Here is a 12,482-nt window from a genome sequence, read left to right as displayed (position 1 = left end):
ACGGTCAGGCCTTCTCCTCGATGAGGGCGGTGATCGCCACGCCGAGCTGGTCGATGGTGGGGTGGTCCCAGGTCGTCTCGGGCGGCAGTACGAGGCCGAACTCGTCCTCGATGTCGGCGGAGACGGCCAGCGCGGTGAGCGAGTCCAGCCCGTACTCGGACAGCGGCAGGGTGGTGTCGATCTCCTCGGGCGTGCGGCGCAGGTAGGTCGCCACCCGCTCGGTCAGCCAGGCGCGGACGTCTTGGGTGCCAGTACTCATCGTGTGTTCTCTTCTCGGTGGAGCAGCGGGCGGGCGGCGAGGCCGAAGGAGCGGTGATCGCGGTGGCGGGCGAGGAGTTCGTCGAGGAGCGCGTCCTCGACCGGGCCGGGGAGCGGGGAGGGCCGGCGGGTGCGGTGGACGGCGGCCAGCACCCAGGCGGGGTCGGCCAGGAAGGGGTCGGTGGCGTGGCGCTGGACCTGGAGGCAGCAGACGCGGGTGAGCAGCGTGCTGTACCGGTCGGCCAGGTCGTAGGTGGCGGGAGAGGCGTCGACGCCGCATTCCGTCACGGGCAGCGCGGCGCAGGCGCGGGCGAGGTGGCCGAGTTCGGCCAGGTCCGCCTCGAAGGCCGCCCGCAGGGGCCGGCCGGGGCCGTCCCAGGGCCCGTCCAGTGCCGCTGCCAGCGAGGCCGCGAGGGGGTCGCGGCCCCCGGCGTGCAGGGCCAGCCGGTCGTAGCGCAGCGCCGGCAGATCCGCGTCCAGGGCGAACAGTGCGTCCGGGGCGGGGGCGCCGTCGGCCCAGGAGCGTCTGGCGAGCAGCGGGAGCTGGGGCAGCAGGCTCATCTGGCAGGCGGCCCGGGCGATGTGCCCGAAGCCCACCGGCGCCAGGTCGCGCAGCAGCTTCTGGAAGATCGCGCTCGGTCCCTCGCGCAGGTAGAAGTGGGCGCCGAGCAGTTCGGCGAGCCGGTCCACGGCGTCCAGCAGCAGCTTGGACACCGTGTACTTGACCACGGCCGAGTAGACGCTCGCGGACCGCGGCACCAGGTGCAGGGCGCGGGTGCCGACCGCGCCGACCGCCTCGGCCCGCAGCAGGTCGGCCAGGACGCCGGCCAGCACGGAGCGGACGTGCGGGATGCCGATGGCTGCGCCGCCGTACAGGACGCGGGACGAGAGGTGGTCGACGGCGGTCCGCAGGGCGGTGTCCAGCACCCCGGAGGCCATGGCGGGCAGGGTGGTGCGGGTGATCTGGAGTGCCTTGAGAGCGGTCTCCAGTCCGCTGCCGACCGGTCCGAGGACCGCCGGGCGGGGCACGCGCACCCCGTCGAACTCCAGACCGCCGAGCTGGAGACCGCGCATGCCGGTGGTGCCGAACCGGGGCAGGTCGCGGATGCCGTCGCCGGGCAGGGCGGTGCGGTCGACCAGTACGAGGGAGTGGCTGCGGGGGCCCGGCCGGGGGTCGGTCCGGGCGAGGACGACCAGGGCCTGTGCCCGGCTGATGTTGGTGACGACCTCCTTGCGCCCGCTCAGCCGCAGGTGATCGCCGTCGGCCGCCGCGGTGAACTCGGTGCCGGCCATGTCGTTGCCGTGGGCGAGTTCGTGGAAGGCCACCGCGACCTTGTGGCCGCCGAGCAGCAGGTCGGCGACCCGCGCGGCCTGTGCGGTGTCCCCGGCGGTCCAGACGTTGACGCCGGCGATGAACGAGCTGGCGCCGTAGCCGAGTCCGAGCACGGGGTCGCGGCGGTAGACGGTGCGCATCACCTCCACGAGGTGGTCGGCCCGGGTGAGCCGGCCGCCGTACTCGGGCGGTACGAACTCCGCGTTGAGGCCGTAGGCGTCGAGGGCCTGTTCGCCGGCCGCCGGCGTCTCCCCGCGTTCGTCGGCGTCGAGGACCGCGCGGATCCCGACGGGGTTGGCCGGGTCCGCGGGGTCGCCGAGGAGGCGGTCGAGGGCCGCGGTGCGCTCGGGGACGAGAGGGGTCACGGGGCACCGTCCAGGAGGCTGAAGCCGGGTCCGGTCCAGTCGGTGAGGGTCTGGGCCAGCTCGTCGTAGGCCGGGTCGTCCGGCAGGTCGAGCAGGTGGGCGAGGCAGGCGCGCAGGCGGTGGGTGTCCTCGTCCGGGTCCCCGGCGCGGTGGCCGTACCGGCTGAGGAACAGGTGGAGGCAGGCGGAGGCCGCGTACAGGCGCTCGTAGCGTTCGGCGAGGGTGAACGCGGTGCTGGGGAGTCCGCCGCCGACCGGGACGAAGTCCGCGAGTTCCGCCGCCAGTTCGCGGCCGCGTTCCAGCACGGCCTCGGCGAGTGCGGTCAGTCGTGGGTTCCCTCGCGCGCGGATCTCCTCGACGGTGGCGGGCAGGCTCTGTACGACGCTGCACCCGGTGGCCGAGACGAGGGTGAGCCGGGCCGGGTCGAACGGGGCGGGCGCCGCGGCGGGGTCGGCCGCGGCGCGTACTCCCGCGGTGTCGTGAGCGCCCCGCCGCAGCAGCCGTCCGAGCCGGGGCATCTGGGTGAGCAGCGCCGTACGGTTGACGACCGTGCTGCCGTCGAAGATGGCGCAGATGCGGTGGTCGCGCTCCAGCTTGGCGAAGCCGCCGCCGGGCGGGGAAGTGAGGAAGCCGCGCACGCCGAGGACCTCGCCGAGCCGGCCGAGCGTGTCCTGGACGGTGGTGGGCACGTACGCCTTGGCGATGGCGGAGGTGACGGAGAGCTCACCGGGCAGGGCGTGCACCGAGCGGGTGGCCAGGATGCCCACGGCCTCCGCGGTGAGCACGGCGGCGGCGGCCCGGCCGAGGGTCCGGCGGACGTGCGGCAGGGAGCCGAGCCGGCGTCCGTAGAGTTCACGGTGGGTGGTGAAGTCCCGGGCGAGCCGCAGGGCGTGGTCGGCGGCGCCCAGTGAGAGCCCGACGCAGGCGGTGCGGGTGAGCTGGAGGGACTTCAGGACGGTGGCGATGCCGTCGCCGGGGCGGCCGATCAGCGCGTCGGCGGGGACCCGGGCGCCGCGCAGGACGAAGCCGCTGATGTCGGCGCCCCGGATGCCGTGCGTGCGGACCTTGGGGAGCACCTGCCAGGCGTCGGGCGGCAGGTGCGCGCGGTCGACGAGGAAGAGGCTGAAACCGCGGCTGCCGCCGGCGGGGTCGGTGCGCGCGAGCACACAGCCGAACCGGGCCCGGCCGGCGTTGTTGATCAGCCACTTCTCGCCGTCGAGCCGCCAGTCGCCGTTCGCCTCCTCGGTGGCGGCGAGTTCACCCGCCAGGAGGTCGCTGCCGTGGTCGCGTTCGGTCAGCCCCCAGCACACGGGGTCCCCCGCGCGGACCCGCTCCGCGAGCTCGCGGGTCTGCGCGGGCGAGCCGGCGATCCACACGGGTACGGACCCGAGGAAGGTCTTGCCGTGCGCGATGGCCACCGTGAGGTCGCGCCGGGCGACGGTCCGGATCAGTCCGACCAGTGCGGGGAAGTCGCTGCCGGGGGTGAGGACGTAGCCGGCGGACAGCCCGGCGGCGTCCAGCACCGCGACGGCGTCGGCGGGGAACTCCTCGCGGGCGTCGAGCGCTGCCAGCGTCTCCACGTCCCAGGCACCCGACGCGTGCCCGGCGAGGATCTCTTCGAGTGCGGCCGCCCCGATCACCGCGCCTCCTCGGGCGCGCGTGCGGCGAGGGCCGCGGTCAGGTGGGGGTCCTCGCTGAGGAGCAGAGGGTCGAGGGCGCGCTCCAGATAGCGTGCGCGCATCGCCGAACGCTCCACCTTGCCGCTGGTGGTACGGCGGATGCCGCCGGGCCGGAGCAGTAGGACCGCGGCGACCGGTACGCCGAACTCCCGGGCGACGGTCAGCTTCATGGCCGCGGCCAGCCCGGTCATCCGCTCGGTGCCCCAGTGCCCCCTGATCTCGTGCAGGACGACGACCGACTCCCGGGGGCCGGTGCCGTCGTCCCATGCGACGGCGAAGGCGGCACCGTGCAGACCGCCCAGCTCCTCGTGCTGCGCGCGGAGTTCGGCCTCGATGTCCTGCGGGTGGATGTTGCGGCCGTGCAGGACCAGGACGTCCTTGCGGCGGCCGGTGACGAACAGGTCGCCGTCCAGCACTCCGCCGAGGTCGCCGGTGCGCAGGAAGGGGCCCTGTCCGTCGGAGGTGACGGCGCCGAACGCGGCCTTCGTGGCCTCGCTGTTGCCCCAGTAGCCTGCGGTCACGCTCGGTCCGCGCAGCCAGATCTCCCCGACTCGGCCGTCGGGCAGCACCTCGCGGGTGTCCGGGTCCACGACGCGGACCTGCGGGCCGATGCTCGTGCCGCAGCCCACCAGGTGCCGGGCGGGCACGCCGGGTGCGGCACGCCGCAGGACGTTGCCCTCCAGCGCGGCCGTGTCCGCGCCGGCCACGAACGGCGGGCGACCGCCGCTGCCGGCGACCAGCAGCGTCGACTCGGCGAGCCCGTACATGGGGACGAGCGCGTCGGACGGGAACCCGGCGGCGGCGAAGCGTGCCGCGAAGCCGGTGACGGTGTCGGCGCGGACCGGTTCGGAGCCGTCGACGGCGGCGTGCACCCGGGACAGGTCGAGGCCGGCGAGCTGTTCGTCGGTGACCCGGCGCAGGCACAGGTCGTAGCCGAAGTCGGGTGCGGCGGTGCCGTTGACGTCGTAGGCGTCCAGCATCAGGAGCCACTGGTGCGGGCGGCGCAGGAACGTCATGGGGTCCATCTGGACGTAGCCGGCGCAGCGCAGGACGCCGGGCAGCATCAGGCCGATCAGGCCCATGTCGTGGTAGAGGGGTATCCAGCCGCCGAGGCGGTGGCCCGGCCGCAGTCCGAGCGAGCGCGCCACGGCGTCGGCGTTGGTCAGCAGGTCGCGGTGCCGGACCATGACGCCCTTGGGGCTGCCGGTGGAGCCGGAGGTGTACTGGAGCAGGGCGAGGGCGTCGGGGTCGGTGGGCACCCGGGGACGCCAGGCGCCGGGGGCGCCGTCCGTCCCGTCGGTCGCGTGCGGGAGCAGGTCGGTGAGGCCCTCGTCGGCGGCCCACTTCTCGACCTCCGGCAGCCCGCGCCGGTCGCTCAGCACGACGGTGGCCCGGGCGTCCCGGGCGATCCGGGCGAGCCGCCGGCGCTCGTGCCGGTAGCGTCCGGGCAGCGGGCCGGGGACCGCGATCAGCCCGGCGTACAGGCACCCGAAGAACGCGGCGGTGAACTCGACGCCCGGCGAGTACAGCAGCAGGACCCGGTCACCGGGCTCGGTGCGCCCGGCCAGCCACACGGCGGTCCCCCGGGCCCGTGCGTCCAGCTCCGCGAAGGAGAGGGAGTCGTGGTCCCGGGCCCGCGGATCCCTCACGAAGGTGACCGCATCCCTGTCCGGAGCGTTCCCCACGCGTCCCCTGAGAACGGACACGAGGTCGGCACCGGACGCCAGAGCGCCATTCACGCGAAAAGCACCACCCAGATGTTCGGAAAGGTCCACTGACCGTGCCGGCACCCGGAATCACGCCGGAACCAGCGACTGGAGACTAAGCAGAGAGGAACTAGGGAAATCACTAGTCTCCGCACCAGGCGACTTCGCATCACATGCAGGTTGCACCTTCCGGAAGGAACCTGCTACGTTCCGGCCGCACCACGTTTCTGCACGCAAGGACCAGAAAACGAGTGGGTCTCCCGTGAATCCCAAAGAAGACGGGCCGACGGTTGTCGTCGAGGGAATACAAAGAAGGCATAAAGACATCTGGGCTTTACGGGACGTCAGCCTTCACATATCAACGGGCGAGATCCTCGCCCTGCTCGGCCCCAACGGAGCCGGCAAGACGACCCTCGTCCGCATCCTCAGCACCCTGCTGCGCCCCGACGCCGGGCGCGCGAGAGTGGCCGGCTGGGACGTCGTGGCGCACCCCGCGCGGGTGCGTGCCGCGACCGGGCTGGCCGGGCAGTACTCGACCGTCGACGGCATGCTCACGGGGGTCGAGAACCTGTCCCTCGTCGCCCGGCTGCGCGGCATGGACCGGCGTGCGGCCCGGCGGACGGCCGGAGAGCTGCTCGACCGGTTCCGGCTCGCGGACAGCGGCGGCCGGCTGGTGAACACGTACTCCGGCGGTATGCGCCGGCGGCTGGACCTCGCCGCCTCCCTGGTGGCCTCTCCCCCGCTGATCATCCTGGACGAGCCGACGACCGGGCTGGACCCGGAGAGCAGGCTCGACACCTGGGACGCGGTCGGCGAACTGGCGGCGGGCGGCACCACGGTGCTGCTCACGACCCAGTACCTGGAGGAGGCCGACCGGCTCGCGGACCGGATCACGGTGATCGACCACGGCAGGGTCGTGGCGGCCGGGACCAGCGACACGCTGAAGTCCGCCGCCGGGAGCCGCCTGGTCATCGTGGTCGCCGAGGACCACGAGGTGCCGGCGGCCGTGCGGGCCGCGGCCGCCTGCGGTGGCCCGCCCGTGGTCGACCGACGGTGCCGCCGGGTCGAGACGGCCGTCACGGGCGGGCAGTCCGCCCTGGCGCGAGCCCTGTCCGTCCTCGCGGACGAAGGGGTGGAGGCGCTGGAGGTGGGACTGGGCCGGGCCACGCTCGACGATGTGTTCCTGGCCCTGACCGCCCGGCGGGACCCGGCGGTCACGCGGTGAACGCGCTGATCCGGGTCGGCCGTGAAGGCACCGACCTCGCCTGGCGCAACCTGCTCCATCTGCGCCGCACCCCGACCGCGCTGATGGGCAATCTGGTCGAACCGGTCATGTTCGCGCTGCTCATCGGCTACGTCTTCGGCAACAGCCTGGGCGGGGCGGCGTACCGCGAGTACATGGTGTCGGGGCTGCTCGCGCAGACGGTGACCTTCAGCACCGCCGTCACGGCCCTCGGGCTGGCCAAGGACCTCCAGGAGGGCACGGTCGACCGGTTCCGCGCCCTGCCCATCTCCCGCGCGGCCCTGCTGCTCGGCCGGACCGTCGCCGACCTCACCACGTGTTTCGCCGGCGTGCTGGTGACCTCCCTGTGCGGACTCGCGCTGGGCTGGCGGCCCCACAGCGGGGTGGCGCACACCCTGGCGGGCTACGCGCTGGTCGTGCTCTTCGCCTTCGCCATGTCCTGGGTGGGCGCCTTCATCGGCGTCGTCGCGCCCAACGTCCAGGTGGCCGCGAGCCTCGGCCTGATCTGGATGTTCCCGGCGAGCTTCGTCTCCTCCGGCTACGTCTCGACCGCCAGCCTGCCGGGACCGCTGGCCACGGTCGCCGCGTGGAGTCCCATCACGGCGCTGTCGAACGCGCTGCGGGAGCAGTTCGGCACCCCCGTCCCGGCCGGGTTCTCCCGGCCGCACGGGTGGCCCGTGGACCACCCCGCCTCCTATCTGCTGCTGTGGTCCGCGGGGCTGATCGCGCTCTTCACGACCCTGGCGACGGCACGCTTCCACGCGAAGACGAGAGGGTGACGGTCGCCCGCAGCCGGCTCGCCGGTGAATTCCACGTTAATTCCACCCGTCAATTCCGCACGCCCCTGCCCCGTCCGACCCGCCACTTCGGAAAGCGATCCGCCGTGCCCCCAGAAGTCCGACGCACCACACTCGTCTGCCTGCCGTTCGCCGGAGCGGGAGCCTCTTTCTTCCGTCCCTGGTCCCGGTTGAACGACTCGCTCGAAATTCTTCCGCTACAGCTTCCGGGGCGTGAGAAACTCATCGACACAGCCCCCTACCGAGAAGCCGGAGAAGCGACCGAAGGGCTTTTCCAGGCCCTGGTCGAGCAGCTCGGCGAGACACGCCGACTGGCTCTTTTCGGCCACAGTCTCGGCGCGGTCCTCGCCTACGAACTCGCCCACCGCGTGGTCGCCGCACCGGACCTGGAGCTCCTGCGGCTGTTCGTCAGCGGCTCCCCCGAGCCCGGCACCCAGCGGCCGCGCCGGGCGACCGGACTGCCCGACGACGCGTTCCTGGACCGGGTCACCGAGTTCGCCGGCTACAGCCACGAGGCGCTGGACGACCCGGAGATGCGGGAGATGATCCTGCCGACCCTGCGGGCCGACGTCGAACTGCACGAGAACTACACGCCGAGCACCCACCAGCGGCTGGACGCCCCCGTCACCTCGATCCGCGGCACCGACGACACCCTGGTCGGCTCGGACGACGCCGCCGGCTGGGCCGAGGTGGCCGGCCGGGACTTCGAGTACGTCGAGATCCCCGGCGGCCACATGTACCTGACCGATCGCGCGCCGGCCCTGCTGCGGCTGATCGCCGGCAGTCTCTGAGGAGCGCCATGCGTCTGACCGGCAAGACAGCCCTCGTCACCGGGGCCGCCCGCGGGCTCGGCCGGGCCACCGCCCTGGCCTGCGCCGCGCAGGGCGCGGACCTCGTCCTGCTCGACATCTGCGCCGACCTGCCCGGCGTGCCCTACCCGCTGGGCAGTCCCGGACAGCTCGATCACACCGCAGCCCTGTGCCGCGCCGCCGGCGCCGGCGTCCTCACGTCCGCCGCCGACATCCGGGACACGGACGCGGTACGGGAGGCGGTGGTGACCGCGTACGAACGGTTCGGCCGGATCGACGTCGTGGTCAACAACGCGGGTATCGCGGCACCGTCCGGCAAGCGGGTCGACGAGATCAGCGAGGAGGAGTGGGCGCTGATGATCGACGTCGACCTCTCCGGGGCCTGGCGGGTCATCCGCGAGACCGGCCGGGCGATGTGCGCCCAGCGCTCGGGCAGCATCGTCAACGTCGCCTCCACCGCCGGGCTGGTCGGCTACCGGCACTTCGCCGGGTACGTCGCGGCCAAGCACGGCCTCATCGGCCTCACCAAGGCCGCCGCCCTCGACTACGCGCCGATGAAGGTGCGGGTCAACGCCGTCTGCCCCGGTTCGGTCCGGGACGAGGCGTCGTCCGAGGGCCGCATGCTCGCCGAGATCGCCCGGGCGCTGGACGTCCCGTTCGGCGAGCACGAGCAGGCGTTCACCGAGGCGCAGCCCATGAACGCGCTGATCGAGCCGGAGGACGTCGCCGCCGCCGTCGTCCATCTCGCCTCCGACGACACCCGGCAGGTGACCGGGTCCGTGCTGACCGTCGACGGCGGCTTCACCGCCCGCTGAGGCAGAAGGGACGTGCCGTGCAAGGCAACAGGGGCTCGGGGTCCGGGACGGGGGCGCGGTGCCACGCCGTCCTGGTCAGGACCGACAAACCGGTGGACACCGCAGCGCTCACCGCGCGGCTGGCCGGCGTCCACGGCACCCGGCTGTGGGTGGAGGACCTGCCCATGGCCTCCACGGATCCGCTGGCGGAGCGTCGCCGTTCGCTGGAACTGGGCAGGCCCGCCGACACCGCCCGCGGAGTGCTGCTGCGCTGGTCGGACGGCGTCGCCGAGCTGGTTCTGGTGGCCCGGCGGGACCTGCTCGACCGCGCGGCACTGCTGCGGCTGTCCACCGGAGCGGACCCCGGGCAGCCCGCGCAGCCCTCGCCCGCGGACGTGGCCGTGGCGGTCTCCGGCCCACCGTGGGGCCTGGGCGAGGAAGGCCCGGCGGATCCGGTGGCCTTCCGGATCGCCCTCACCGGCGACGCGCCGGGTGACGAGCACAGCTGGCTGACCGCGCTCACCGTCACCCTGCACCACTACGACCCCGAGCGGGCCCCGGTGATCGGTACGCTCCGGGGCGCGGTCACCGCGTCCCCGCAGGGCCCGCTGCGTGCCGTCGGGACACTGCCGACGGACCAGCCCGCCTTCGCGGGGCTGCTGTTCGACGACGCTCCGGGCCCGGGGACGTACGTCCCGTGCCTGGCACCGCCGTTCCCGCTGACCGTGTCGGTCTTCCAGGACGACGGCGGCCGGTGGCTGCGCTGCGATCACCTGCCGGGTCGCGTCGCCCCCGAGATGGCGCGGCAGTTCGTGCGGCATCTGGCCGAGGTGCACCGGCAGGTGCTGCGCGACCCGGACCGGACGGTCGCGCGGACGGAGCTGCTGGACGAGGCGGAACGGGCGCGGGTCGTCGCGCTGGGGCGCCCGGCCACCGACCTGGTCACCACTCCGCGGACGCTGCACGCGGCGTTCCGCCGGATCGCGGCCACGGCTCCGGACGCGGAGGCCGTCTCCGACGGGACCGTGCGGCTGACCTACCGCCGGCTCGACGAGCGCTCGGACCGGCTGGCGGGCGGGCTCCGGGCCCGCGGCGTACGGGACGGCGACCGGGTCGGGGTGTGCCTGGGGCGCACGGCCGACCTCGTCGTCACCCTGCTCGGCGTGCTCAAGGCGGGTGCCGCCTATGTGCCCACCGACCCGGCCTACCCCGCCGAGCGGCTGCTGCACACCGCCCGGGACGCGGGCCTCGGTGTCGTCGTCACCGACCTCGCGGAGTTCCCCGCGGATTCCGGGGCCGAGGCAGTCTCCCCGGACGAGCTGATCGCGGCCGGCGAGGACGGGGCACCACCATCGGCGGTGGCGCCGGACGATCCGGCGTACGTCATCTACACCTCGGGGTCCACGGGCCGGCCCAAGGGAGTCGTGGTCCCGCACCGCAACCCCGTGGCGCTGGTCGACGCCACCCGTGAGGGGTTCGCGCTGGGCCCCACGGACGCGTGGACGTTCTTCCACTCCGCCGCGTTCGACTTCTCCGTCTGGGAGATCTGGGGCGCACTGCTGACCGGCGGCCGGATCGTCGTCGTTCCGTACGACGTCTCCCGGGAGCCGGACCGGTTCCGTGACCTGCTGAGGGCGGAGGGCGTCACCGTGCTCAGTCAGACGCCCTCCGCCTTCGCCCAGCTGCTGGACGTGGACCACACGGACCTGGCCGTCCGGCTCGTCGTCCTCGGCGGGGAACCACTGGACGCGCGGATGCTGCTGCCGTGGTTCGACCGGCATCCGGAGTCCCGCTGCCGGGTGGTCAACATGTTCGGCATCACCGAGACGACGGTCCACGTCACCGCGCAGCCCCTCACCCGCCGGCTGGCCCTGGCCGCCACGCGTTCGGTCGGTACGGCACTGCCCGGCTGGCACCTGTACGTGACCGACCCGGCCGGACGGCCGCTGCCGCCGGGCGTCGCCGGTGAGATCCGCGTCGGCGGGGCCGGGGTGGCCCTGGGGTATCTGGGGCAGGAGGAGCTGACCGCCCGCAGATTCGTGCCCGACCCGTTCACCGGGGGCAGGCTGTACCTCAGCGGCGACCTCGGGCGGCTGCGGCCGGACGGCACCCTGGACCACCTCGGCCGGCTGGACAACCAGGTCAAGGTGCGCGGCTTCCGGATCGAACTGGACGAGATCCGCTCGGTGCTCCTGGAGGACCCGAGGGTCCGGGCAGCCGCCGTGGTGGTCCGCCGGGACGACCCGGCTGACCCGGCCACCGCGCGGATCGACGCGTACGTGGTGCCCACCGAGGACGCCGACACCTCCGCGATCCAGGCGCGCGCCGCCGGCGTACTCCCCGCGTACATGGTGCCGGCGACGGTGACGGCGCTGCCCGCGCTGCCGCTGACCGCCAACGGCAAGCTGGACCCGTCCCGTCTGCCGGAGCCCGTCCTGACGCGGGCCACCCGGCCCGACGCTCCGCCTCCGGCGGACGAGGGCCTCGCCGCCCGGCTGACCGCGGTGTGGAGCAAGGTGCTGGGCGTGCCCGTCGGCCCCGACGACGACTTCTTCGAACTCGGCGGCAACTCGCTCTTCGCCATCCGCATCGGTACGGCGATGCGCGCCGAGGGGCTGCCCGCCGTACGGCTGAGGGACCTGTACCGCCGGCCGACCGTCCGGGCCCTGCTGACGGCCCTGACCACCGAGGAGGGTTCCGGCTGATCCGGACACGTCGTGTGCCGGTGCCCGCACCGGCACACAACGGCCGGACCGGCCGGAGGCGGACCGCGCGTGAGAACGGTGCCCGGCGGAATGTCAGGATAGGGGCATGACGACCAAGGTCTACTTCGATATCACCATCAACGACGAGCCCGCCGGGCGGATCGTCTTCAACCTGTTCGACGACGTGGTTCCCAAGACGGCGGAGAACTTCCGCGCCCTGGCGACCGGCGAGAAGGGCTTCGGTTACGCGGGCTCCTCCTTCCACCGTGTCATCCCCAACTTCATGCTCCAGGGCGGTGACTTCACCCGGGGCGACGGCACCGGCGGCAAGAGCATCTACGGCGAGAAGTTCGCCGACGAGAACTTCACCCTCAAGCACGACCGGCCGGGCCTGCTGTCCATGGCCAACGCCGGCCGGAACACCAACGGCTCGCAGTTCTTCATCACGACCATCGTGACCGACTGGCTCGACGGCAAGCACGTGGTGTTCGGCGAGGTCGCCGACACCGAGAGCATGGAACTCGTCAAGAGGATCGAGGCGCTCGGCTCCTCCCCCAGCGGCCGTACCTCCGCGAAGATCACCATCGCCGAGTCCGGCCAGCTCTGACCCTTCCGCCTCCGGGGCTGCCGAGGGTCGCTCGCGCGGCAAATCCTCGGCGGCCCCGGCGGGCCGATGGTGTCCTCACAGGGACCCGCACGGCCGCCGGGCGTCGAGGAGCGCGGCGTGGACGTTGCGGTGGGCCACCGCGTCACCGGTGCGGAACAGCCGGCGGGTCCCGTCCTCATGGGTCAC

At 73.5% G+C, this 12,482-nt stretch carries 10 protein-coding genes; 6 read left to right on the top strand and 4 right to left on the bottom strand.

The window, feature by feature from the left end:
* Window positions 1-4 precede the first annotated feature (4 nt).
* Genes ACH4LD_RS37235 through ACH4LD_RS37220 form a run of 4 tightly spaced genes read right to left on the bottom strand, consistent with a single transcriptional unit; the run spans window position 5 to window position 5,284 of the window.
* Entirely contained in the window at window positions 5-259 is a 255-nt protein-coding gene (locus ACH4LD_RS37235) for an acyl carrier protein (protein ID WP_132787887.1), read from the bottom strand.
* Window positions 256-1,956: an acyl-CoA dehydrogenase family protein gene (locus tag ACH4LD_RS37230; protein ID WP_398058660.1), complete on the bottom strand. Its 1,701-nt coding sequence runs from the start codon at window positions 1,954-1,956 to the stop codon at window positions 256-258. The genes ACH4LD_RS37235 and ACH4LD_RS37230 overlap by 4 nt, the downstream gene beginning before the upstream one ends.
* Window positions 1,953-3,596: an acyl-CoA dehydrogenase gene (locus tag ACH4LD_RS37225; RefSeq protein ID WP_398058661.1), complete on the bottom strand. Its 1,644-nt coding sequence runs from the start codon at window positions 3,594-3,596 to the stop codon at window positions 1,953-1,955. The genes ACH4LD_RS37230 and ACH4LD_RS37225 overlap by 4 nt, the downstream gene beginning before the upstream one ends.
* The gene (locus ACH4LD_RS37220; RefSeq protein WP_398058662.1) at window positions 3,593-5,284 is read right to left on the bottom strand and encodes a fatty acyl-AMP ligase; all 1,692 of its coding nucleotides are present in this window, start codon (window positions 5,282-5,284) and stop codon (window positions 3,593-3,595) included. Before ACH4LD_RS37220 ends, ACH4LD_RS37225 begins: the two co-directional genes overlap by 4 nt.
* Window positions 5,285-5,603: 319 nt before the next feature.
* Between ACH4LD_RS37220 and ACH4LD_RS37215 the strand changes: the two genes are divergently transcribed.
* From ACH4LD_RS37215 to ACH4LD_RS37190, 6 genes are all read left to right on the top strand, one after another.
* Entirely contained in the window at window positions 5,604-6,566 is a 963-nt protein-coding gene (locus ACH4LD_RS37215) for an ABC transporter ATP-binding protein (RefSeq protein WP_398058663.1), read from the top strand.
* On the top strand, window positions 6,563-7,363 hold the full coding sequence (locus ACH4LD_RS37210; protein WP_398058664.1) for an ABC transporter permease: 801 nt from the start codon (window positions 6,563-6,565) through the stop codon (window positions 7,361-7,363). The genes ACH4LD_RS37215 and ACH4LD_RS37210 overlap by 4 nt, the downstream gene beginning before the upstream one ends.
* Before the next feature lie 104 nt (window positions 7,364-7,467).
* The gene (locus tag ACH4LD_RS37205; RefSeq protein WP_398058665.1) at window positions 7,468-8,172 is read left to right on the top strand and encodes a thioesterase II family protein; all 705 of its coding nucleotides are present in this window, start codon (window positions 7,468-7,470) and stop codon (window positions 8,170-8,172) included.
* Between the two features lie 8 nt (window positions 8,173-8,180).
* Entirely contained in the window at window positions 8,181-9,005 is an 825-nt protein-coding gene (locus ACH4LD_RS37200) for an SDR family oxidoreductase (RefSeq protein ID WP_398058666.1), read from the top strand.
* A gap of 92 nt (window positions 9,006-9,097) precedes the next feature.
* Window positions 9,098-11,689, top strand: a complete 2,592-nt coding sequence (locus ACH4LD_RS37195; RefSeq protein WP_398058667.1) for an amino acid adenylation domain-containing protein — start codon at window positions 9,098-9,100, stop codon at window positions 11,687-11,689.
* 106 nt (window positions 11,690-11,795) lie between these two features.
* Entirely contained in the window at window positions 11,796-12,296 is a 501-nt protein-coding gene (locus tag ACH4LD_RS37190; protein WP_132787871.1) for a peptidylprolyl isomerase, read from the top strand.
* Window positions 12,297-12,482 lie beyond the last annotated feature (186 nt).

The organism is Streptomyces sp. NPDC017676, from assembly GCF_044329325.1.
Lineage (GTDB): Bacteria > Actinomycetota > Actinomycetes > Streptomycetales > Streptomycetaceae > Streptomyces.
The sequence above is the reverse complement of the archived record's forward strand: the minus strand, read 5'-3'. Positions and strand labels throughout refer to the sequence as shown.